The organism is Corynebacterium nuruki S6-4, from assembly GCF_007970465.1.
GTDB lineage: Bacteria > Actinomycetota > Actinomycetes > Mycobacteriales > Mycobacteriaceae > Corynebacterium > Corynebacterium nuruki.
On the sequence record NZ_CP042429.1, the window covers coordinates 3,048,937 to 3,072,264 of the forward strand.

Here is a 23,328-nt window from a genome sequence, read left to right on the forward strand (position 1 = left end):
TCCGCGCGCCGTCGTCGGTACGGGGGACCGGGACGGGCCGGTGCGGCGTCCGCCGCCCGGGTCAGAGCAGGGTGAGCTCGTCGATGAGCCAGTGCGGTCCGTGTCTGCCCAGGCACCCGACGAGGGCGCGCACCCTGTCGTGGATCAGGACGCTGCCCATGAACGCCGGTCGACCACGGTGGGCGGGCGGCAGATGGACACGGAGCAGCCGGGACGGGGTGCCGGGCCGGGGGAGCGTCCCCCGGTGGTCGGCCCGGATCTGGCGCTGCAACTGCTCCACGGTGCCGACGGTGAACGGTCCGTTCCGCAGGGCGGCGACCGGCCGCCGGCCGTCGAAGGCCTCCAACCAGGCGGTGAGCAGCCGTGCGACCTGGTTCCGCAGCGTCTCCCGTGCGGCGGGATCGTCGGCTGCCGGCCCCAGCAGGTCCGGACCGGCCACGGGCGTGGCCTGTGGCCGGGGCGGGTGCGGCAGGCCGACCGGCCGCATCAGGTACACGAGCCCGGGCACCGGGGCGAGTGACGGTTGTTCCCCCATGCGGCCATGCTAGCCTGCCGGAGCGGTGCGCGCGGTGACATGGCAGAATGGCGGATATGCGTGCATTGATTGTCGACTACTGCGGCGTCCTCGACGGCGCCGAGGAGGACCGCCGCCGCTGGCGGAAGGTCCTCACCGCGGCGAAGGAGGCGGGCTTCGGTACCGCCATCCTCTCCAACGACCCGGGTGGTCCGGCCGCGGATCCGATCCGGACCTGGCAGGAGGCCGGGTACGTGGACACGGTCGTCCTGTCCGGTGAGGTCGGTGTGGACAAGCCGGACCCGGAGATCTTCGAGATCACCGCGGAACGGCTCGATGTGCCGGTCAACGACTGTGTGCTCGTGGACGACTCGATCCTCAACATCAAGGGTGCGGTCGAAGCCGGGCTGATCGGCGTGTACTACCAGCAGTTCGACCGTGCGATCGTGGAGATCACCGGTCTCCTCGATCTCGAGGGGACGTTCTGACCATGGCCGGCACAGCTGACACGTCCACCGTGCGGGTCTACGTCCCGGCGACCTTCGGCATGTTGGGGACCCTGGCCCGGGAGGAGAAGATGCCGGTGCACTCCGGGCTCGGTTTCGCCCTGACCCCCGCGCTGCGTGACTTCTACGAGGCCGGGGACGACGAGGAGATCGAGTACTCCGCATTCCTCGAGGCGGCGCGTGCGTCACTGCGCCTGCTCACCGCCGGGGACAGCGAGTTCCCGCACCGTCGTGTCGTCATCTCCGCGGACCTTCCCGCTGAGGCGGTGACGTACACCCCGGAGAAGGGTGAGTCGGTCGTCACCCTGGCACCGCCGGAGATCACCGTGGCCCAGTTGGCGGCGATCCACGTCGACGACGAGGACAATGAAGCGGCGACCGCCGCCGCGGTCGAGGTGGTCGATGCCGCCGATCTCGGTGACGAGGACGCCGAGATCGCCGTCGGCGACGCCGAGGACAAGCTCATGAGCTGGTACGACGCCAAGGAACTCGGCGTCCTCGTCGACCTGCTCTAGTCGACCTGCGCCGGACGCCCTGCTCAGGTCGACCTGCGTCGGACGCCTTTTCCCGCTGAGGTCGTGAACTCGACCACCGGGATGATGTGGACGGCAGCTCCGGTCTCCGCGGAACGAACCGACAGGTCGATTTTTCTGTCCCCGGACAGCGCCTGGATTCGTGAACCCGACATCCGTCGCAGCCGGCCGACCCCCGGATTCGTGAACCCGGCACCGGCACCGACCGGGTTGAGGACCGGGCGGAGGATCAGGCGGAGAGCTGCGCTCAGCGGGCTAGAGCTCCCACTCGTTGTTGTCGTAGAGCGTGCGCAGCAGCAGCCGCACGGCAGCGACCCGACGGGCGCTGGCGCCGGTGAGGGTGTCCAGTGCACATTCCGGATCGGCCGGGGGTCCGAGGTGGGTACAGCCGCGCGGGCAGTCGTCGACGACGTCGCGCAGGTCCTCGAACGCGTCGATCACCTGGTCAGGCTCGATGTGGGCCAGACCGAAACTCCGGATCCCGGGGGTGTCGATGATCCAGCCGTCACGGTCCCGCCCGTCACCGCCGGGCAGGCGCAGCGCGACGGACTGGGTCGAGGTGTGCCGGCCCTTGCCGACGCCGGAGACATCGCCGGTGGCGCGGTCCGCGTCCGGGACCAGCCGGTTGACCAGTGTGGATTTTCCCACCCCGGAGTGCCCGATCAGGGCGGTGACATGGCCCGCCACGAGGTCGGTGACGGGGGTGAGGGGATCGTCACGGCCGCAGACGACCACCCGGATGTCCAGGTCGGCGAACTCGGCGGCGAACTCCGCCGGATCGGCCAGATCCGACTTCGTCAGACAGAGCACGGGGGTCAGGCCACCGGCGAAGGCGGCGATGAGGGCGCGCTCGACGAAACCCGCCCGCGGCGGCGGATCGGCGACGGCGGTGACGATGAGCAGCTGGTCGGCGTTGGCGACGACGATCCGCTCGTAGGCGTCGTTGTCGTCGGCGGTGCGGCGCAGTACCGTGCTGCGTTCCTCCAACCGGACGATGCGGGCGAGGGTGCCGTCCCTGCCGGAGGTGTCTCCGACGACGGCCACGCGGTCGCCCACGACGACCGGGGTGCGGCCGAGTTCCCGGGCCCGCATGCAGATCGCCGGCGGTGCGTCCGCATCCGCGTCGTCGAGCACCACGCCCCAGCGGCCGCGGTCCTTCGTCACCACCATGCCGGTTGCGGCGTCCCGGTGGGACGGGCGGTCCTTGGTCCGTGGCCGTGACCCTTTCGCCGGGCGTACCCGGACGTCGGATTCGTCGTAGCGCCGTCTGCCCATGCTGCTCCTCAACCCGCGATCATCTGCTGCCAGCGGGACTCGAAGTCCGGCAGGGTTTTCGTGGTGGTGGTGATGTCCTCGATGACGATACCGGGGACCACGAGTCCGAGCACCGCACCGGCGGTGGCCATCCGGTGGTCGGCGTAGGTGTGCCACACGGCGCCGTCCGGGGCGTGGAGCGGGGCCGGGTCGATGACGAGACCGTCGGCGGTCTGGGTCACCCCGCAGCCCACGGCGGTCAGTTCGGCTTCGAGGGCCGCGAGGCGGTCGGTCTCGTGCCCGCGCAGGTGCGCAATGCCCGACAGGGTACTGGGCCCGGTCGCCAGCGCGCAGAGCGCGGCGACGGTGGGGGTCAGCTCCCCGATGTCGTGCATGTCCCAGGAGATTCCGTTCAGCGGCCCGGTACCGCGGACCAGCAGCGACCGGGTGTGTGCGTGGTACTCCACCTCGGCGCCCATGTCGGACAGGATGGTGCGGAACTGGTCACCGGGCTGGGTGGTGGTCTGCGGCCAGTCACGGACCAGCACGCTGCCGCCGGTGACGGCCGCGGCGGCGAGGAACGGTGTGGCGTTCGACAGGTCCGGTTCGACCTGCCGGTGCCTCGCCCGGACCGGGCCAGGGGAGACGTGCCAGCGGTTGAACTCCACGTCGACGTGCACGCCCGCCTCCCGCAGCATGGCCACCGTCATCTCCACGTGGGGCTGGCTGGGGATGGCGGCACCCTCGTGGACGACGGTGACGCCCTCGTCGAAGCGCGACCCGGCGAGCAGTAGTCCGGAGACGAACTGGGAGGACGCCGAGGCGTCGATGTGCACCTCCCCGCCCCGCAGTCCGCCGTGGCCGACCACCCGGAAGGGCAGCGGCGTGTCCGGGTCGCCCGAGCCGACGATGTCGGCCCCGAGCGCGGTCAGAGAATCGAGGGTGGTGGACATCGGACGGTGCCGCGCCTCCTCGTCGGCGGTGAAGACGACCTCCCCGTCGGCGAGGGTGGCGACAGCGGGCAGGAACCGCAGGACCGTCCCGGCGAGACCGCACCGGACCTCGCCGCCGTGGAGGGGGCCGGGGACGACGGTGATACTGTCGCCGTCCCAGGTCATCGTCGCGCCGAGGGTGCCCAGGGCGTCCGCCATCAGGCGGGTGTCCCGGCTGTCGAGGGCACCGTCGATCTGCCCGGGCCCGTCGGCGAGGGCGGCCAGGACCAGTGCCCGGTTGGTGATGGACTTGGAACCGGGGACGGAGACCTCGGCATGCACCGGGGCGACGGTGGTCGGGGCGGGCCAGGGGACAGGGCGCGACGTGCTCATGGGGCCATTGTCCCACGCGCGGGTATCCTCGGTCGCATGTGCGGCCGCTATGTCCTCTTCAGCGCCACCGAGACCTACCTGGGTGCGGTCTCCGGACTGCTCGGCGAGCAGGTCGGCGTCCTGCCGGGGGCGGATCTGCCCGCCGTGAGCTGGAATGTCGCGCCGACCCACCGGGTGGACGTCGTCCGCCGCTGGAACGGGACGCCGCTGCTGGGGCCGGCGCGCTGGGGGTACCCGGCCCCGTGGCTGTCCGGCGGATCCGGGGTGCTGTTCAACGCCCGCGGCGAGACCGCCTTCGACAAGCCCGCGTTCCGCGGCTCCGAACCGTGCCTGGTGGTCATGGACGGCTGGTACGAGTGGAACGCGAAGCGACCCTTCCTCGTCACCGGTGACGGGCCGCTGACCGTCGCGGGACTGTGCCGGGTGATCGACGGCGACCTGCGGGTGACGGTGGTGACCGGCCCGTCGCAGGACCCGGTCGCCTGGCTGCACGACCGGATGCCCCATGTCCTCGGCGCCGGGGACGCCGCCGCCTGGCTCGACGGCGACCCGGACACACTGCGTGCACTGGCCGCCGGGCCGGTGCAGGGCAGTGTGCTGGCGACCCTGACGACGACGGCGGTCTCCCGGGCGGTGGGGAACGTGGCGAACAACGGTCCGGACCTCGTCGTCCCGGTGCCGGACGCGCATAATGGGGGAGAGTGACGGCGGCGGTCCGGAATAGCCGGGGTCCGTCGGCCGTTGGAGGGAGTGGCCCCCGTGGTCGTGCCCGAGCTGATGAGGAAGGATCCATGAGTCACACAGTGAAGCGCACCGACGACAGCGACGAGCAACTGCTCGCCCGCTTCGAGGAAGACGCGCTACCGCTGCTGGACCAGCTCTACGGAGCCGCCCTGCGGATGACCCGCAACCCGGCGGACGCGCAGGATCTGGTCCAGGACGCGTACATGAAGGCCTTCCAGGCCTTCGGGTCGTACCGCCCGGGGACGAATCTCAAGGCGTGGATGTACCGCATCCTGACCAACACCTACATCAACCAGTACCGGAAGGCGCAGCGTCGCCCGAAGGAGACCTCGGATGAGGAGGTGACGGACTGGCAGCTCGCCGACGTGGCCTCCCACGCCTCGACCGGACTGCAGTCCGCCGAGATCGAGGCACTCCGGCGCATTCCGGATCAGCGGATCCAGGATGCACTGATGGAGCTGTCCGATGACTACCGCATGGTCGTGTACTACGCGGATGTCGAGGGGCTGCCCTACAAGGAGATCGCCGAGATCATGGGCACACCCATCGGCACGGTGATGAGCCGACTGCACCGCGGACGCAAGCAGCTCCGCGCGAAGCTGAAGGACGTCGCCGCGGAGCAGGGCATCGGGCTGGGGGACGCCGCCGGGACCGTGACGACTGCGGGGACCGGGGCGTCCCGGAAGAACGCGAAGACGGCGAAAGCCGCTACGACACAGAAGACGAAAGCGTGATCCACCATGACTGAGAAGCCGGCGAAGACCGACTGCGACAGGCTGGTCGAGGTGCTGTACGAGTACGTCGACGGCGACTGCGACGAGGCCCTGAGGCAGAAACTCTCGGAGCATGTGGAGCATTGTCCGGCGTGCCTCGAGCAGCTCGGTATCGAGCAGCAGGTCCGGCAGCTCCTCCAGGTCCGGTGCGCGGGCCAGGCGCCCGAGGGACTGCGGGGCCGGATCGTCACCGCGCTGCGGTCGTCGTGCACCACGGTGACGACGGTGACGACGCAGGACGGTACGGTGCAGGCCACGGAGGTCACGCAGACCCGGGTGGAGCGCGGCGTCCGGTAGGTCCCGCCGCCGGGACGTGTCCGGCGTCCCCGTCACATGACAGTGGGCCCGGTCCGGGATGATTCCCGGGCCGGGCCCACTGTCAGCGCCGTTCACGGACGGGCTGTGACACGAACGTCAGGCGTTCGGACGGCTGCCGTGGTTGGCCTTCTTCTTGCGGCGGTCCTTGCGCTTACGGCCACGCTTGCTCATGGGTGACTCCTCCTTAACACTCGACGGGCGGGTGGTCAGAGTGCTCAGAGGTGAACCCGCGTGACCACCGGGTAACTCAGTCAGTGTAGCGAAAGGCCCTGACGGCGGGGAAATCCCCCCTGCCGTCAGGGCCTGTCGACCGTGCTGTGGTCCCTCTGCGGTCCCCGTGCGGTCGCTCTGCGGTGCCTACGACCTACGCGGTCGCGGCGGTGCGGCGGGTGCGGCCGCGGTTGTTGCGGCGCTTCAGGGCGCGGCGCTCGTCCTCGCTCATGCCGCCCCAGACGCCGGCGTCCTGGCCGGAGGCGATGGCCCAGGCGAGGCACTCGTGGGTGACCGGGCACTTGTTGCAGACCAGCTTCGCCTTGGCGATCTGGGCGAGTGCGGGGCCGGAGTTTCCGACCGGGAAGAACAGCTCCGGGTCCTCGCTGCGGCAGATGGCTTCGTGGCGCCAGTCCATGGTGATCTTCTCCTTCTCCCCGGTCAGGGGACGTCCTTGAGACGCAGTACAGTCGTTCGGTGTGGTGGGTGGTGGCCGTCCGGGGCCGCGTGGCACGGACCGGTCGGGGACCCGTGGTGATCCGGGTCGGGTAGTCTGGGTGAACAAAGTGCGGCCGCGACCGGTAGAGTGTGGATGTCGTCACGGTCAGGGCCACAGATCGGAGTGGGGGAGGCGGGATTTCATCCGCTCGTAACCTCACGTCCCTCTCACTGTTACGTGTTAGATGATGGCACGTCTTTCCGACTTCCGCTAGGGTTGAATCTGGATTAGTGAGTAAGCTCACAGGTTCTCGATTTGGTGATTCAGGTAAGGGTGGACTATCAGACTGATCTGTCTGTTCCGCCGGTCGCGAGGGTGGTGGGCTGTCGGTGTTCAGCCGGTGTCCGTTCGGTGTCCGTTCGGTGTCCGGCCGTGCCGGTCGCAGGCACTCTCGGAGGTAGCATGATCCCATGCTTTCCGAGAAGTACCGGTTCATCCGTGCAGGTGTGCCGAATCCGCTGGTGATCCTCGCGGCCGTCTCGATCGTCGGCGGCGTGGTCGCGGCCGTCGTCTTCGGCGTCGCCTATCTCGGGTACGACGCGCCCGAGGCCGACGAGGACGTGAAGATGGACATGACGGTCACCGGGGTGATCGTGTGCGCCTTCTTCCTGTCGTGCGTGACACTCGGCATCGCCATCCTCCGCGGCAAGACCTGGGGGGTCTCCGCGGCAGTGGTCACCACCCTGGTGCTCATCCCGGTGGCGTGGAGCATGTTCACGTCCGGTCAACCGGCCCTGGGCATCCTCCTGGTCGTCCTGATCGTCCTGTCCTTCGGGCTGATCTTCAACCCGTCGTCCAAGGAATGGATCGACAGCCGGTACGACATCCGGCAGGCCGCGAAGGACGCGAAGGCGACACGGTCGGCGAAGGCGACGCGGCGCCGTTAGGCGTACTCCGTCCCCTTTCCCGCGTCCTCCCTCTCTCCGTGTCCTTCCCCGGAATCGTCACCGATTTCCGTTCGGCCGGCCCGGGAAACCCGGATCCGGTGATGAAGTCGGGGAAGGGTCGGAGAAGGAACGGGGAAGGCAGCCCCGATGTGCGCATCGCGCGACCGGAGGATGGTCCGGCAGGGGTCCGACCATCCCCACGTCGCGCAATGCCGACATTCGACCATCCTGGCCGGCGACCCCGGCCGGGCCAGGGTCAGCCGGGCTGCCCGCCGCTGAGCCCCACCAGTTCGTCACCGCGCTGTTCGACCACGGTCCCGCCCTGGACCCGCAGGGAGACCGGGCCGGTCCAGTCACCACGGTCGACCGGGACGGTCCGTTCCACATGCCCGTCGTTCCAGTCCACCACAGAGATACCGCCGTCGACCGGGACCAGCAGGCGGCCGGCCATGTCCGCACCGGTGCCGAGTGCGGGAACGTGGAACCGCGGGTCGAGGTTGTCGGGTCCGAAACCGGTGACCTGGTGACCGTCGAACCACGTCATGTGGTGCGGCAGGTCCGCAGTGTCCGGCAGGAACAGACCGTTGTCGGTGGTGAACCGCCCGAGATCGGCCGGAGCGCCGTCGGCCGGGTATTCGTCGTAGCTGCCGTCGGTCCGCAGCACCTGGTACCGGGCCGCCCCGTCGGCTCCGCTGTGCCCGCCGTCTCCGCTGTGCCCGCTGTGCCCGCTGTGCCCGCTGTGTCCGTCAGCCTCGCTGTCGGCGGGGACGTAGATGAGGGCGGCATGCTGGGCGACCGCCACCAGCTGTGACCCGGCGGGCACCGAGAAGTCGTGGTCGACCTCGGGGGTTCCCGCGTCCTCGGGGTCGGCGTCCTGCAGACTGACCGACCGCTTCTCACTGCCGGGGCAGTCCATGGAGGTGGCCAGCAGGGATTTACGGGTGAGAGCGCCGATGTACCGGCAGCCCGCGGTCGGCTGCGTGCCCGGATTCACCAGGATGCCCGGCTCGCCGGCCTCCACGGTGCGCACCAGATCGGACCGCCACAGTTCCACCCGGTCGTCGGAGAGGAGACCGACATGGTCGAGTGACCGGAACAGGCCGGCGTGCGTGGCGGCGTCCGGACCGGGGCCGGAGCGGGTATCGACGTAGTCGCCGGTACCGACGCTGAAGCTGGTGACGTCCCCGCACCCCTTCGGACCCCGGTAGACGGCGACGACGCGGGACCAGCCGGCGGTGGCACCGCAGAGGTCACGGTCGCGGGTGTAGTGCCAGATCTCGTCGCCCGTCGAGGCGTCCCGCACGGTGACGGTGCGTTTCCCGGTCGTGATGACCGAGCCGTCGACGACGACGGGGGAGGGGGTTGTGGAGGGGGTGCGCCACACCTCGGTGAGCGAGTCCGGCGGGGTGGCGGGGTCGTCCGGGACAGCGTCGGCGGTGACCGCGGCGGTGGTGTGGTCGGTGTTCCGGGCGTCGGAGAAGAACCAGGTCCCCACGGCGACCGCGAGGACGATGACGGCGATGACCGCGGTGACCGCGAGATCGAGCCGGGTCCGGCGCTCCGGAGGTGTCACCGTGACGTCCCCTGCGACGACCGCCGTGACGGCCGCCGACGGTTGCCGTGATCCCGCCCGCCGTGGTCCCGGTCGGGACGGGGACGCCGTGCCGGTGCGGTGGCGGACGCGGCCCCCTGGACCTTCAGCGGCTTACCGACACGGTCACCGATGCCCTCCGGCAGACCGAACTCGGTGAGGAACTCCGGGGAGGAGGAGAACCACCGGGGCGGATCGGGGTGCCCGAGGTGGAGCGTCTCGTCGATGGCCTGCCACCGGGTCACCTCGTCCCAGCCGACGAGGGTGACCGCGACGCCGGAGTGGCCGGCACGGCCGGTGCGCCCGATGCGGTGGACATAGGTCTTGTCATCCTCGGGAACCTGGTAGTTGATGACGTGGGTGACATCGTCGACGTCGATACCCCGGGCGGCGACATCGGTGGCGACCATGATGTCCACCGTGCCCTCCCGGAACGCGGCGAGGGACTGCTCGCGGTCCTTCTGCCGCATGTCGCCGTGGACCGCCCCGACCCGGAAACCCAGGTCGGCGAGGTCGTTGGCGACCATCGCCGCCTGCCGCTTGGTGCGGGCGAACACGATGGTGCGGCCGCGGCCCGGGGTCTGCAGGAGCCGGGCGAGCACGCTCATCCGGTCGAGCTTGTGCGACTGGAAGACGGTCTGTGTGGTGGTCGCGTGGGTGGGCTGGGCGTCGGTCGTGTCCGCCCGGATCCGGACCGGGTGGTCCATGAATCCCCGGCTGAGCGCGACGATCGGCCCGGGCATCGTCGCGGAGAAGAGCATCGTCTGCCGGTGCGGGGCGGTCTGCGCCATGATCGCCTTGACGTCGTCGAGGAAACCCTGGTCGAGCATTTCGTCGGCCTCGTCGAGGACGAGGATCTCGACGTGGGACAGGTCGAGCAGCTGCTGGCGGGACAGGTCGAGCAGCCGGCCGGGCGTCCCGACGACGATGTCGGTGCCGTGGGCGAGGGCCTCGGTCTGCTTCTCGAAGGGGACGCCACCGTAGATGGTGGTCACCGTGAGCGGCAGATGCGCGGCGGCGTCCGACAGGTCCTCGGCGACCTGGATGCACAGTTCCCGGGTGGGGACGACGACGAGGGCACGGACGGTCCCGTCGGGGGCGGTCACGTCCGCGTCGTCGAAGACACGGTCGAGCAGCGGGACGCCGAATCCGAGGGTCTTGCCCATGCCGGTCCGCGCCTGGCCGATGAGATCCTTGCCGGTGAGCGCGATCGGGAGGGTGCGCTCCTGGATGGCGAAAGTACGGTCGATGCCCTTCTCGGCGAGAGCGTCCACGATTTCGGCGGCCACCCCGAGTTCCGTGAATGTGGGCCGGGCCTCGTCCGCCATCGTGTGTCTGCCTTTCCTACCGTCCGCCTGGTCACCGCGCTGAGCCGCGCGGCGCTATGATGGTCCACGTTACAGCGCGTATTCACATCCGCGAAAGCACACTTAAGGAAAGGCGTGGAGAGACCCGTATGGATATCAAGGTCGGTTTCGTCAGCTCCCCCAGGGACCTCGTCATCAACAGCAAGGACGAGGACCGGGACGCGCTCCTGGGCCGCGTCGAAGAGTTCCTCGGCAAGGACAGCGGAGTGCTGAAGCTCGAGGACTCGAAGGGTGCGGTGGTCGTGGTCGTCCGCGAGCAGGTCGCCTACATCGAGGTCGGCGCCGCCGTGGCCCGCGCCGTGGGGTTCATCTGATCGCATGGGGTCTGACGACCACGCTCCCGGTCCACTGCACCGGGAGCGTTTCACTGTGCCGCCGGTGCGGCACAGCCGCCCGGACACGGATCCGGGACGTGACGCGGCCCTCGCGGCACAGGAGCGGGCGACCCGCGAAGCCGAACAGCGCCGTCGCCGGTGGATGGGGGCCAGCGCCGTGCTCGGTTTCCTGCTCGTCGTCGCCGTCAGCGTGATGGTCGTCATCGAGGTGGCCCACACCGGTGACGATGAGGCCGGGCCAGCCCCGGACGTCGTCGGGACGGCGACGTCCGGCGGATCGTCGCCCGGTCCGTTGCCCGGGGTCCCGACCGGTGACCACGTCGGTGCACTGCCCGACGGCCCCCGGGTCTCCCGGGAGGGTAAGGAGACCTGGCACGGGGTCGGCACCCCGGGCGCCCACGCGGGCAGCACAGGCGGCAAAGACGGCAAGGACGGCGAAGACAGCACAGAGGGAGTCCGGACCTGGAGCTACGTGGTCGAGGTGGAGGACGGCGCCGACACCGCCACATTCGGTGGCGGGGACGCCTTCTCCGCGACCGTCGACGCGACCCTGTCCGACCCGCGGTCCTGGATCGCCGGTGGGAAGGTCGCCTTCCGGCACGTCAGCGTGCACGGACCCGAGACCCCTGATCTGCGGATCCGGTTGACCACGCCGACGACGACCGCGCAGTTGTGCGGCAGCGAGATCGACCTGGAGACCAGTTGCTTCCTCGGCTCCGGCGCCGTCGGCGGGGCCGGTGACACCGCCGGTGAAGGCACCGTGATCATCAACCTGGCCCGCTGGGTCCGCGGTGCGCTGCCCTTCGCCGGCGACCTCGGCTCCTACCGGCAGTACGTCGTCAACCACGAGGTCGGCCACGGTATCGGCTACGCCCGGCACCAGCCCTGTCCGTCGGACGGCGCGCTGGCTCCGATGATGATGCAGCAGACACTCAGTCTGTCCAACCGTGACCTGGCGCGGCTCGACGGGGAGGACGGCAGTTACCCGGATGAACAGAGCACCTGCCGGATGAACGCCTGGCCACACCCGGAGGGTTCCGCGGCGGCCGACCGCTGACCCCCGGCGGCTACCATGGTCGCCATGGTTGATTCGACTCCACCGCCGGACAGCATCCGCACGGGATTCCAGGTGGCGCACGCGACCCCTGTCGCCCTCGGTGGTGCGTGGGGTGACGGCTGGCGCTGTGACCGGGCCGTCCTGCTGCCCTCCGGCGATCCGGCACGCGGCACCTGGACCGCGCGCATCATGGACCGGATCCGGCCGGTGGGGGTGTCGGTGGCACGTCCGCTGCGGTCCAGCGACGGGCGTTACTCGGTCGGCGGATGGACGGCACGGACGTTCCTGTCCGGCCACCGTGCGCCACGGTTCGATGAGACGGCCGCCGGGATCCTGCGGTTCAACGAGGCACTCGTGGACGAGCAGCGTCCGGCTTTCCTCACGGCACCGGTGCCGGTCGCCGACGGGCCGCAGTCGCGGGGCCCGATGGTCTGGGGGGACACGGAACTGTTCGCCGCCGCGGACGCCGCCGCCTGGGCCGACGACCCGACCGTGTCACTGGCCCCGGTCATGGATCCGACGACGGTACCGCGCGACGATGTGGCCGCGGCGGTGGAGAAGGCCGCCGGCCTGCTGCTGCTGCGCGAGGAGGTGACCGCCCCGGACCAGCTGGTCCACGGTGACGCCCTGGGATGCACCGTCTACGACGGCTACGCGGATCCGGCGGTCGTCGACTTCGTCCCCGCCTGGCACCCGACGGCATGGTCGGTCGCCCTGCTCGTGGTGGATGCGCTGGCCTGGGCCAATGCCGAGGACGCACTGCTGGACCGGTGGCGGCACCTGCCCGATTTCGACCAGATCCTGCTGCGGGCGGTCATCTACCGGCTCTTCGTCCATGCAGTGCTCCCGGACAGCACCGCCGAGGCGTGGCCGGGACTCGCCCGGGTGGCCGACATCGTCGCGGTCCGGGCCGGCTCAGCACCCGTGACCGACCCGGGGGAACCGTTGCTGTCCGGTGGCCGTGCTACAGATGACTCCGGAAGCACAGCCCCGGCGGATACGGCAGGCACGACAGCACAGACGGACGCCGGGCGGACACCGGAGACGACGGAGGAATGACCGTGGGGGACGCCATGGGGGACCGGACAGCACAGGACACGACAGGGACGGCGGACACGACGGCGGCGCGGGAGGAGGCCCGTCGCAACGCCGAACTGCGCCGCAGGATCGGCTCGGCAGACGACGTCCGCATCCGGCTGGACACCGGCGCTGCGCACACGTCGGGCCCCGTCAGACACTGGGAGGGGCTCGCCGGCGCCGTGGTCACCGGCGACGACCGGGTCGACCGGGATATGCCGTACGCGGTACTGGGCGGCCCGGGCACCGGGAAGACCTCGCTACTGCTCGACACGCTCCTCAATTACCTGCGGGGTGGCGGTGACCCTGCCGGGGTCATGGTCGTCACCCCGTCCAAGGAGGCGGCGACAGAACTGCGCGGCCGGTTGACCGAACTGCTGCGCGACGATCCGGACTACGCGGCCACCGGGACCCCGGTGCGCTCGGTGCACTCCTGGGCCTTCGCCCTGCTGCGTGCGGTCACACAGCGCCGGGGGGATCCGTTGCCACGTCTGATGACCGGTGCCGACCATGACCTGCGCATCAGGGAACTGCTGCGGGGCCAGGCCGAGGACGGGACCGGCCGGTGGCCGGAACGGATCCGCCCTGCCCTGCCGCTGGTGGGGTTCGCCCGTCAGCTCCGCGACCTGCTGCTGCGCGCCTCGGAGCGCGGCATCGGCGCGGCGCGGCTGACGGAACTGGGGCACCGCCACGGGCTGGACATGTGGGTCGCCGCCGGCGACTTCCTCCGCGAGTACGACCAGGTCCAGCGGCTGTCCGGGTCACACAGCCTCAACGCGTCCGACCTGCTGCACCGCACACTCGACGAACTCACCGGCACCCCGGACGGCCGGGCGGTCGTCGAGGCGCAGCGGCGCCGGATCCGGCTGGTGCTCGTCGATGACGCCCACAACCTCGACCCGGCGTCCGGCGCCCTGGTCCGCGCCTTCGCGGTCCCCGGGGTGCGGACGCTGGTCGCCGGGGACCCGGACCAGTGCGTCTTCCACTTCCGCGGCGCCGACGAGGACTTCCTCACCGGGATGGCCGCCGACCCGGACCACCGGATCGTCCTGTCCCGGACCCACCGGCTCGGCGCGTCGGCGGTCACGGCGGTGAACCGGCTGGAACGCCGGCTGCCCGCCGCACCGACCCGGGTGCCGCTGCGGGGCGGGGAGTCCGCGGACGGGGCGACGGTGCCGGACCTGGAGATCCGCCGGGCGCCGTCGGAGACGGCACAACGGCTCGTCGTCGCCGATGCGGTCCGCCGGGCCCGCGCTCTCGACGGCGTGCCCTGGGACCGTATCGCCGTCGTCGTCCGGTCCACCGGGGAGATCGCCGGTCTGCGCCGCGCCCTGCTCAGCCACGGCGTCCCCGTGAAAGTCGACCCGACGAGCGTGATTCTCGCCGAGCAGCCGCTCGTCGCCGCACTGCTGCTGGCGTTGGACGCCCTGTCGCGTCCGCTCACCGTCGCCGAGATGCAGCGGCTGGTGGAGAGCCCGATCGGCGGGGCCGATCCGGTGATGCTGCGCCGGATGGAGCGCGCCGCCGCCCCGGCGGTCGCCGGATCCGGGCTCCGCGCCATGGAGGCGGTCGGCCTCGTGGTCACCGGGCGTGCGGACCCGCACGAGGCGGAGCGGTGGACCAGCCGCTTCGGCCCCCGCGAACAGCAGGTCCTCACCCGGATCCGGACCGTCACCGACGCCGGTCGTGCCGCCCTCGACAGCGGCGGATCGGTGGAGGCGGTGCTCTGGGAGGTGTGGCAGGCCACCGGCCTGTCCACCCGACTGCAGACCCAGGCGTTGCGGGGCGGCACGCTGGGCTCCCAGGCGGACCGGGACCTCGACGCAGTGATGAGCCTCTTCGACATCGCCGGCGACCTGGTGGAGCGCACCCCGGCGATCAGCCTGACGACCTTCCTCGACGGGGTCCGGTCCCAGGAACTGCCCACCGGCGGCCGTGACCGGCGCGGGGTCCGTCCCGATGCCGTCGAGATCCTCCCGGCGCACGCCGCCGCCGGGCGGGAGTGGTCGGTCGTCGTCGTCGCGGGTGTGCAGGAGGACACCTGGCCGGCGGGACCGACGGTCGGCGGACTGTTCGGTCAGCAGGAACTGGTGGACCTCGCCGACCGCGGTATCGACCCGGCGGTGCCCGTGTCCCGGTCCGCCGCCGCCCTGGCGGAGGAGCGCAGGCTCTTCCTCCTCGCGGTCTCCCGCGCCACCCGGCGCACCGTGGTGACCGCCGTGTCCTCCGCCGGTGACGAGGCAGCGGTCCCGTCCCGGTTCCTCGACGAGATCAACGGGGACACCGTCGCCGACACCGAGGAGGAACCGCTGCCGCACCCCACCGAGGCGACGGTGGACGCCCTGCCCCGCGTCCTCGCGGTCGAACCCCTCGTCGCCGAGTTGCGCGACGCGGTCTGCGATCCCCGCCGGCCCGGTCACGAGCGGCGTGCCGCCGCAGACAACCTCGCCCGGCTCGCCGCCGCCGGGGTCTACGGGGCAGCCCCGGTGACATGGTGGGGGACCGCGGAGCCGTCGTCCACCGGCCCGGCGGTCGCCCACCGCCACGGTGACGCCACCCCGACGGTACGGATCAGTCCGACGCTGCTGGAGAACCTCGGCGCCGGGGCCACCGGCCCGACCGGCACAGACGCGGCGTGCGACCTGCGGTCCTTCCTCGACCGGCTGCGCAGCGTCCCGACCACCGAGCCGATGAAGGTCGGCACCATGATCCACGCGGTGGCGGAGGGCTTCGCCGTCGGTCTGACCCTCGGGGAGGCGCAGGAGACCGTCACCACCGTGGTCCCGTGGCTCGTCGACGGACCGGAGTGGACCGCCGCCCCGCTCACCGCCAGCTGCCTGGAGGCGGTGGAACGCCTCCACGACTGGTTGGCCGGCCGGGCCGGCACCGGCCGCACCGTCGAGGTCGAGAAGAAGCTCGAGCACGTCATCGGCCGGACCCCGCCCGACGCGGACGGAACCAGCCTGCCGGTGGTCCTCGCCGGCCGGACCGACCGACTGGAGACCGCCGCGGACGGGGCCACCACCGTCATCGACTTCAAGACCGGAAAACACGCGAAAACGAAGGAGGAGGCCGCGGTGAGCCCCCAGCTCTCGGCCTACCAGCTGCTGATGTCCCTGGAACCCGGCCGGCAGGCGGACGGGGCCATGCTCGTCTACCCGCGGGTCCCGACCGCCTCGGTGAAGACACTCCAGCAGGGCCGGCTGAGCGACGCCGACCTCGCGGAGTTCCGCGAGGTCGCCCTGGCCGCCGCCGCGCGGGTCGCCGGGCCGGCCTTCACGGCCACCGACGGGTGCGACGGCACCGAATACGCGTGCCTGTGCCCGGCCTGCCGCGCCGGGGAGCAGGTGGTATAGATGACGCACCTCGACCCGACGGCCCTGATCGACCCGGTGGAACTGTCGCAGCAGTGGCTGCGCCAGGAGTACGCCCCCACACCCCAGCAGGCGGCGGTGATCGGCGCCTCTGCCGGCCCCACTCTCGTCGTCGCCGGTGCAGGGGCCGGCAAGACCGAGACCATGGCGGCCCGGGTGGTGTGGCTGGTCGCCAACGGTCTCGTCCTGCCCGAACAGGTGCTCGGCCTGACCTTCACCCGCAAGGCCGCGCGGGAACTCGGGGTCCGGATCCGGTCCCGGCTGCAGGCACTGGCGGCGTCCGGGCTCGTCGACGACCTGCCGGCCGATGACCCCCGGCGCCGTGCACTGCAGGCGATCACCCCCACCGTCGCGACCTACGACTCGTACGCCGGCGACATCGTCCGCGAGTACGGACTGCTGCTGCCGATGGAGCCGGCCGGGCGCATCATCACCGACACCGAACGCTGGATGATCGCCCGTGACGTGGTGCTCTCCCGCACCGAGGGGTTCACCACCCACCGGTCGGTGCCGTCGATCATCGATGACATGCTCGAACTCAACGACGGCATGGACAACCACCTCGCCGGCGCCGACGAGGTCGACGAGGAATGCCGGATCACCGCCGTCGAACTCGACGGCCTGCCGGACCGCGACGGCAAGGTGCTCAAGGGTGTCGACGGCCGGCTGACCGCCATCGGCGACGCCCTGACCTACCGGCGGGAACTGCTCACCGTCGTCGCGGACTACCGTGCCCGGCTGTCGGAGATGAACCTGCTGACCTTCGGGCAGCAGATGTCGAAGGCCGCCCAGCTCGTCGACGCCCACCCCGAGGTCGGGGAGGCGCAGCGCCGCCGGTTCCGGGTGGTCATGCTCGACGAGTACCAGGACACCGGCCATGCCCAGCGGGTGCTGCTGCGCGGACTGTTCGGCGGCGGTGCGGACCCCGACCTCACCGTCACCGCGGTGGGCGACCCGATGCAGTCCATCTACGGTTTCCGCGGGGCGACCGCGGCGAACCTCGCGCACTTCCGCACCGATTTCCCGGTGGCGGACCCGGCGTCAGACCCGGCCGGTGACGGTGCACCGACGCCGGCACCCCGACTGGAACTGACGACCTCCTGGCGCAATCCGGCCCGCGTGCTGGACCTGGCCAACACCGTCTCGCGCTGGTCGATGGCGGACGGCGCCGGCGGGAGCGGTGCCGGTGGAGACGATGCCGGTGACGGCACCGGTGCCCCGGTCTCCCCGCTGGTCTCCCGGCCCGGCGCCGGCACCGGCGAGGTGAAGGCCGCCTGGTTCGACACCCGCGAGGAGGAACTCACCTGGCTCGCCGATGACCTGGCGGACCGCTACCGCAACCGGGACACCTCCGCCGGGGCCGCCCCGTTCTCCGCGGCGGTCCTGCTGCGCAAGAACGCCGAGGCCCGCCCGCTCCACGACCTGCTCGTCGAGCGCGGCGTCCCGGTCGAGACGACCGCGGGCCCCGGCCTGCTGGAGGTCCCGGAGGTCGCGGACGTCTACGCGACGCTCCGGATCCTCGTGGATCCCGCCGACGATATCGCCCTGCTCCGGCTGCTCACCGGGGTGCGGTGGAACATCGGGGCGGCGGACCTGCAGGCCCTGGCGCGCCGGGTGGACCAGTTGTCGCAGCGGGACCGGCGGTACCGGCAGCACAGCCCGGGCGCTGATGCCGCCGACGGCGCTGACGGCGCCGGTGCCGTCGATGTCGTCGATGGTGCGGAGAACACCGGCCTCACCGCGCTCGTCACTCCGCAGCCCGGGGATTCCCCGGCGATGGCCGGCGTCCGCCGCCGCCTCGCCGAGATCGACCGGGACGCCGCCCGGGTCCCCGTCGGCCTCGCGGAGGCACTCGCCGACCTGCGCGGTATGACGGAATTCGGGATGAGTGACGAGGGGGTGCGACGGTTGTCCGATCTCGGACGCGAACTGCGGTATCTGCGCCTCCAGTCGCTCGGGAAACCGTTGCCGGACCTCATCGCCGACATCGAGCAGATGACCGGGGTCCGCACCGAGGTCCTCACCCGCTACCACCGCGAACCCGGCCGGTCGATCGGCACCAGCCACCTCGACCGCTTCGCCGAGGTCGTGCGGTCCTTCGCCGACCTCAGCACGGCCTCACCGGGCGCCCTGGTGGACTACCTGCGCTCGGCCGAGGAACGGGAGAAGGGGCTCGAGGCCGGTGAGGTGGAGGTCCTCACCGACTGCGTCCAGCTGCTCACCGTGCACAAGGCGAAGGGACTGGAATGGGACATCGTCGCCGTCCCGCACGCCACCCGGGCAACCTACGCGGACGCCGTGAAACGGCCGACCGTCACCTCGTGGACGACCAACGCCCGCGTCCTGCCGTCCGGACTGCGCGGGGATGCCACCGATGACCCGTCGGACACCACCGGCATGCCGGTGCTCGACCTGTCGGACGTGGTGGACCGTAAGGGCGTGGTCGAGGCGGAGGACCGCTTCAAGGAGCAGCTCGGCGTGCACGACGCGAAGGAGGACGACCGGCTGTTCTATGTCGCCCTCACCCGCAGTCGACGGGTCCTCCTCGTCTCCGGGGCGGCCTTCAACGGCACCGCGAAAAAGCCGGTCGACCCGTCGGTGGCACTCACCCTGATCCGCGACCGGCTCGCGGCGACGGCCCCGGAATGCGTGGTGACCTGGTCGGACCTGGGGATGGTGTACTCGAAGGCGGAGCTGAAACGGCTGGAGAAGGGACCGCACCACCGGGAGGATGCGGTGATGGTCCCGGCATCCCCGGCGGCACGCAACGACCTCGTCGCCGACGTCGTCCGGGTGATCCCCACCCCACCTCCGGCCCGGTGGCCGCGGCCCACGCTGACCGAGCGGCAGCCCGGTGTGGCGGACGGCACCGGTCTCGTCACCGCAGCAGGAGAGACGACCGGAGTGACGATCGGAGAGACGACCGGCGGGACGGACGGAGGCACCGCACCGGACCCGGACCCCGGCACGCTCGCCGACCAGTGGCGCCGGGAGACGGCACTGCTCATCCGCGAGTACACGGCCCGGTCCGCCCCCGAAGTCGTGGTGCCCCTCGGGGCACGGCTGACGGCGACAGAGGCGGTGTCCCTGTCCCGGAACCCGGAGGAGTTCGCCCGTCGTCGCCGCCGTCCGGTGCCGTTGGAACCACGGCCCTACACCAAACGGGGCACCGCCTTCCACAACTGGGTGGAGCGGCACTTCGGCACCGGTACCGGACAGCTGTTCGACGAGGATGAACTGCCGGGCGCCGCCGACGCGACCCTCGCAGACCCGGCCCTGACCCGGCTCAAGGAGCGGTTCCTCGACAGCACCTGGGCGGCGCGCACCCCGGTGACCGTCGAGGGGTCCTATTCGGTGACGCTGGCCGGGCATCTGTTCGAGGGTCGGATCGACGCGGTCTTCCATGACGGTGACGACCCGCTGTCCGGCTGGACCGTCGTCGACTGGAAGACCGGTCGCCGTCCCGTCGGCCGTGACCTGCAGGACGCGTCGATGCAGCTGGCGGTCTACCGGCTCGCGTGGGCGAAGCTGCTGAGCAGCCGTCAGGGGGTCACCGTTCCCCCGGACGCGGTGCGTGCGTGCTTCCACTATGTGCTGTCGAACGAGACCTATGAACCGGGTACACTCCCGTCAGCAGAGGACCTGGCGGACTGGATCGGAGGACACGGCGATGAATGACCGTTTCCGCGACCGTTTCCGCACTGACAGCGAGGTCGACGCGCTGCCGCCCCACGCGCTGCTCAAGGTCGTCAACATCCCGGAGGCCACCCCGGTGAGCCCCTGGTGGCTGATCATCCGCCGCATGATCTACGCCCTGGTGCTCATCTTCGTCGCCTCGACGGTGGTGTACCTGGAGCGGGACGGCTACACCGGCGTCCGCACCTACCTGGACGCCGTCTACTACTCGTCGGTGTCCCTGTCGACCACCGGCTACGGTGACATCACCCCGGTCACCCAGACCGCCCGGCTGGTCAACGTCCTGGTCATCACCCCGATGCGGATCATCTTCCTGGTCCTGCTGGTCGGGACGACCCTGTCGGTGCTCACCGAGGAATCCCGCAAATCGCTGAAGATCCGTCGCTGGAGGAAGCACATGCGCAACCACACCGTCGTCGTCGGCTACGGCACCAAGGGGCGGGCGGCGGTCACCGCCATGCTCGCCGACGGCGTCACCGCGTCGCAGATCGTCGTCGTCGACAGCGACCCGGAGGTCCTCACCCACGCCTCCTCGCGCGGCCTGGTGACCGTGCAGGGCTCGGCGACGAAATCCGATGTGCTGAAACTCGCCGGGGTGACCCGCGCCCGCGCCGTGGTCGTCGCCCCCAACATGGATGACACGGCCGTGCTCATCACCCTGTCGGTGCGGGAGATCGCCCCGTCGGCGACGATCGTCGCCTCGGTGCGGGAGTCGGAGAACTCCCACCTGCTGCGGCAGTCGGGCGCGGACTCGGTCGTGGTCTCCTCCGAGACTGCCGGCCGGATGCTCGGTCTGGCGACCGTGAGCCCGTCGGTCACCGGCATGATGGAGGACCTGCTCAGCCCGGACGAGGGATTCTCCGTCGCCGAACGGATGGTCGGCGACGACGAGGTGGGCGGCAGCCCCCGGAACCTGGAGGACATCGTGCTGGGCGTGGTGCGCTCCGGTGAGCTGTACCGCATCGACTCGGTCGAGGCGGAGACCGTGGAGCCCGGCGACCGGATCCTCTACATCCGCCGCATCACCGACACCGCCGCCGAGGCGAACCCGCAGTGACCGACCGCCTCGCCGAACTGAATCTGTCCGCGCTCGACCCCGAACAGCTCCGCGCCGCGACCGCGCCCCGGGGCCCGGTGTGCATCATCGCCGGCGCCGGCACCGGCAAGACCCGGACCATCACCCACCGGATCGCCCACCTGGTCTCCGGCGGCTACGTGAACCCCGACCATGTCCTGGCCGTCACGTTCACCAGCCGGGCCGCGGCGGAACTGCGCGAACGCCTGACGATGATGGGGGTGGCCCGGGTCCAGGCCAAGACCTTCCACGCCGCCGCCCGCGGCCAGCTGAAGTACTTCTGGCCGAAGATCGTCGGGGACACCCCCTGGCGGCTGCTGGACAACAAGTTCGCGCTCGTCGCCCGTGTCGCACGGTCGGCCGGGGTGCAGACCGACAAGACCACACTCAAGGACCTGCTCGGTGAGATCGAATGGGCGAAGTCCTCGCTCATCGCCCCCGGGGACTATCCGGCCCACATCGGCCCGGACCGACGGGACTGCCCGGTGGCTCCGGAACAGTTCGTCCGGATCTTCGAGGGCTACGAGCGGGCGAAGGTGACCCCCGAGGGGGTCCTCATGGACTTCGACGACCTGCTGCAGTCGATGGCGGGCGCCCTCGAGGCCGACCGCGGGGTGGCCGACGAGTTCCGGTCCCGCTACCGCACCTTCGTCGTCGACGAGTACCAGGACGTCACCCCGCTGCAGCAGCGGCTGCTCGACGCCTGGCTCGGTGACCGGGACGACCTCACCGTCGTCGGGGACGCGAACCAGACCATCTACTCGTTCAACGGGGCGAGCCCCGAGCACCTGCTGCGGTTCTCGACCCGTTACCCGCAGGCGACGACGGTCCGCCTGTTCCGCGACTACCGGTCGACCCCGCAGGTCGTCGACCTGGCGAACAACGTCATCGGGCGGGCGACGGGCCGGATGGCGGGCACGCGGCTGCAGCTCGAGGGGCAGCGTCCGGCCGGCCCGCCCGCGGAGTTCACCGAGTACCCCGACGAGACCGCGGAGGCGGCCGGGGTCGCCGAGCGGATCGGTGCGCTCATCCGGTCCGGGGTGAAGCCCTCGGAGATCGCGGTGCTCTACCGCATCAACGCGCAGTCCGCGGCGGTGGAGTACGCCCTCGATTCCGCCGGCATCAACTACCAGGTCAAGGGTGGTGAAGGGTTCTTCCAGCGCGGTGAGATCCGGCAGGCCGTCAGCGCGCTGGGGCAGGCGGCGCGCCGCGAACAGGCCCGCGCGAAACTCATCGCCTCGGGGGATGCGGCCGCCGCCGACACATCCACGGACGGTTCAGCGGATGACGTGTCCTTCGCCGGCACCGGCCACCTCGTCGGCCAGGTGCGCGCCGCCCTCGTCCCGGTCGGTCTGACCCCCGCCGAGCCGACCGGTGCCCAGGAACGGGCCCGCTGGCAGTCCCTGGAGGCACTGGTCAACCTCACCGAGGAACTCGCCGCGACCACGCCCGGCCTCGACCTCGCCGGTCTGCTCGGGCTGCTGCGCGAGCGTGCCCAGGCGAAGAACCCGCCGAAGGTGGAGAGTGTCACCCTCGCCAGCATCCACGCCGCCAAGGGGCTGGAGTGGGACGCGGTGTTCCTCATCGGACTCGTCGACGGCACCGTCCCGATCCGCTACGCGCTGAAGGGATCACACAGCGAGGAGGCGATCGAGGAGGAGCGTCGACTGCTCTACGTCGGGGTGACCCGTGCCCGGGAGCACCTGGAGCTGTCCTGGTCGCAGGCCCGCCAGCCCGGTGGGAAAGCCAATCGGCGGCGCACCCGGTTCCTCGACGGCCTGGTGCCCTGGGAGAAGGAACGGGACGAGAAGCGCGCCCGGGAGGCGGCGTCCCGCCCCGGCCGGGTGAAGGGCGCCCCGAAGGACGCCTGTGCGGTCTGCGGTACCCGGCTGCCCACCCCGGAACAGCGGATCCTCGGCGTGTGCGAGGAGCATGCGAAGGAGATGGACCAGGTGCTGGTCACCGAGCTGCGGTCGTGGCGTTCGGCACTGGCGAAGCAGCGGGGTGTGCCTGCTTACGTGGTGATGAGTGATGCCACGTTGCGTGCGGTGGCGCTCAAGGCCCCGACCACCCCGCAGCAGCTGGTGCAGGTGCCGGGCATCGGCCCGGTGAAGGTCGAGCAGTTCGGCGAGGACATCCTCGGCATCGTCCGGAACTACAGCTGAGCCGATACCCCCGAAAAGTTTCCCCGGC

The 23,328-nt window shown here is 71.0% G+C and carries 20 protein-coding genes; 13 read left to right on the forward strand and 7 right to left on the reverse strand.

The window, feature by feature from the left end:
- Positions 1 to 61 precede the first annotated feature (61 nt).
- Complete coding sequence (locus tag FSW06_RS13800) at positions 62 to 535, reverse strand: Rv3235 family protein (protein ID WP_010119680.1); 474 nt, start codon at positions 533 to 535, stop codon at positions 62 to 64.
- A gap of 56 nt (positions 536 to 591) precedes the next feature.
- Here FSW06_RS13800 and FSW06_RS13805 point away from each other — a divergent pair, with 56 nt between their 5' ends.
- Both FSW06_RS13805 and FSW06_RS13810 read left to right on the forward strand, forming a co-directional pair.
- Complete coding sequence (locus tag FSW06_RS13805; RefSeq protein ID WP_010119678.1) at positions 592 to 1,002, forward strand: HAD family hydrolase; 411 nt, start codon at positions 592 to 594, stop codon at positions 1,000 to 1,002.
- 29 nt (positions 1,003 to 1,031) lie between these two features.
- Positions 1,032 to 1,535, forward strand: a complete 504-nt coding sequence (locus FSW06_RS13810) for a DUF6912 family protein (protein ID WP_029449193.1) — start codon at positions 1,032 to 1,034, stop codon at positions 1,533 to 1,535.
- 273 nt (positions 1,536 to 1,808) lie between these two features.
- On the opposite strand, the gene rsgA is transcribed toward FSW06_RS13810, so the two are convergent.
- Together rsgA and aroA are read right to left on the reverse strand one after the other, a co-directional pair.
- A complete protein-coding gene (gene rsgA / locus FSW06_RS13815) occupies positions 1,809 to 2,828 on the reverse strand; it encodes a ribosome small subunit-dependent GTPase A (RefSeq protein WP_010119675.1) in 1,020 nt (339 codons plus the stop codon).
- A gap of 8 nt (positions 2,829 to 2,836) precedes the next feature.
- Entirely contained in the window at positions 2,837 to 4,132 is a 1,296-nt protein-coding gene (aroA, locus tag FSW06_RS13820; protein ID WP_010119674.1) for a 3-phosphoshikimate 1-carboxyvinyltransferase, read from the reverse strand.
- 36 nt (positions 4,133 to 4,168) lie between these two features.
- Between aroA and FSW06_RS13825 the strand changes: the two genes are divergently transcribed.
- From FSW06_RS13825 to rsrA, 3 genes are all read left to right on the forward strand, one after another.
- Complete coding sequence (locus FSW06_RS13825) at positions 4,169 to 4,837, forward strand: SOS response-associated peptidase (protein WP_010119672.1); 669 nt, start codon at positions 4,169 to 4,171, stop codon at positions 4,835 to 4,837.
- 86 nt (positions 4,838 to 4,923) lie between these two features.
- On the forward strand, positions 4,924 to 5,610 hold the full coding sequence (locus tag FSW06_RS13830) for a sigma-70 family RNA polymerase sigma factor (protein ID WP_050801946.1): 687 nt from the start codon (positions 4,924 to 4,926) through the stop codon (positions 5,608 to 5,610).
- Between the two features lie 6 nt (positions 5,611 to 5,616).
- The gene (rsrA, locus tag FSW06_RS13835; RefSeq protein ID WP_010119669.1) at positions 5,617 to 5,946 is read left to right on the forward strand and encodes a mycothiol system anti-sigma-R factor; all 330 of its coding nucleotides are present in this window, start codon (positions 5,617 to 5,619) and stop codon (positions 5,944 to 5,946) included.
- 117 nt (positions 5,947 to 6,063) lie between these two features.
- Here the strand turns inward: rsrA and FSW06_RS15085 are convergent, their stop codons facing one another.
- Together FSW06_RS15085 and FSW06_RS13840 are read right to left on the reverse strand one after the other, a co-directional pair.
- Positions 6,064 to 6,138, reverse strand: a complete 75-nt coding sequence (locus FSW06_RS15085) for a 50S ribosomal protein bL37 (protein ID WP_414121740.1) — start codon at positions 6,136 to 6,138, stop codon at positions 6,064 to 6,066.
- A gap of 193 nt (positions 6,139 to 6,331) precedes the next feature.
- Positions 6,332 to 6,595, reverse strand: coding sequence for a WhiB family transcriptional regulator (locus FSW06_RS13840; protein ID WP_010119668.1), 264 nt, complete (start codon positions 6,593 to 6,595; stop codon positions 6,332 to 6,334).
- Between the two features lie 491 nt (positions 6,596 to 7,086).
- Between FSW06_RS13840 and FSW06_RS13845 the strand changes: the two genes are divergently transcribed.
- Entirely contained in the window at positions 7,087 to 7,563 is a 477-nt protein-coding gene (locus FSW06_RS13845) for a hypothetical protein (protein ID WP_010119667.1), read from the forward strand.
- A 256-nt stretch (positions 7,564 to 7,819) separates the two neighbouring features.
- Here the strand turns inward: FSW06_RS13845 and FSW06_RS13850 are convergent, their stop codons facing one another.
- Entirely contained in the window at positions 7,820 to 9,136 is a 1,317-nt protein-coding gene (locus FSW06_RS13850) for an Rv3212 family protein (protein ID WP_010119665.1), read from the reverse strand.
- Entirely contained in the window at positions 9,133 to 10,482 is a 1,350-nt protein-coding gene (locus tag FSW06_RS13855; protein WP_010119664.1) for a DEAD/DEAH box helicase, read from the reverse strand. Before FSW06_RS13855 ends, FSW06_RS13850 begins: the two co-directional genes overlap by 4 nt.
- A gap of 128 nt (positions 10,483 to 10,610) precedes the next feature.
- On the opposite strand from FSW06_RS13855, the gene FSW06_RS13860 reads away from it, so the two are divergent.
- The 7 genes from FSW06_RS13860 to FSW06_RS13890 all read left to right on the forward strand — a co-directional run bounded on the left by FSW06_RS13860 (position 10,611) and on the right by FSW06_RS13890 (position 23,300).
- Positions 10,611 to 10,835 carry a DUF3107 domain-containing protein gene (locus FSW06_RS13860; RefSeq protein WP_010119663.1) on the forward strand — a complete coding sequence of 75 codons (225 nt, stop codon included), beginning with the start codon at positions 10,611 to 10,613 and terminating at the stop codon, positions 10,833 to 10,835.
- A 64-nt stretch (positions 10,836 to 10,899) separates the two neighbouring features.
- Positions 10,900 to 11,913 carry a DUF3152 domain-containing protein gene (locus tag FSW06_RS13865; protein ID WP_238525934.1) on the forward strand — a complete coding sequence of 338 codons (1,014 nt, stop codon included), beginning with the start codon at positions 10,900 to 10,902 and terminating at the stop codon, positions 11,911 to 11,913.
- Positions 11,914 to 11,937: 24 nt separating this feature from the next.
- Complete coding sequence (locus FSW06_RS13870; RefSeq protein ID WP_050801950.1) at positions 11,938 to 12,972, forward strand: TIGR02569 family protein; 1,035 nt, start codon at positions 11,938 to 11,940, stop codon at positions 12,970 to 12,972.
- Entirely contained in the window at positions 12,969 to 16,346 is a 3,378-nt protein-coding gene (locus FSW06_RS13875; protein WP_010119660.1) for an ATP-dependent helicase, read from the forward strand. Before FSW06_RS13870 ends, FSW06_RS13875 begins: the two co-directional genes overlap by 4 nt.
- Positions 16,347 to 20,042 (forward strand): UvrD-helicase domain-containing protein, encoded by a 3,696-nt coding sequence (locus FSW06_RS13880; protein WP_010119659.1) that lies wholly within the window; start codon positions 16,347 to 16,349, stop codon positions 20,040 to 20,042.
- Positions 20,035 to 21,117: a potassium channel family protein gene (locus FSW06_RS13885; protein WP_010119658.1), complete on the forward strand. Its 1,083-nt coding sequence runs from the start codon at positions 20,035 to 20,037 to the stop codon at positions 21,115 to 21,117. The genes FSW06_RS13880 and FSW06_RS13885 overlap by 8 nt, the downstream gene beginning before the upstream one ends.
- A complete protein-coding gene (locus FSW06_RS13890) occupies positions 21,114 to 23,300 on the forward strand; it encodes an ATP-dependent DNA helicase UvrD2 (RefSeq protein ID WP_010119655.1) in 2,187 nt (728 codons plus the stop codon). Before FSW06_RS13885 ends, FSW06_RS13890 begins: the two co-directional genes overlap by 4 nt.
- Positions 23,301 to 23,328 lie beyond the last annotated feature (28 nt).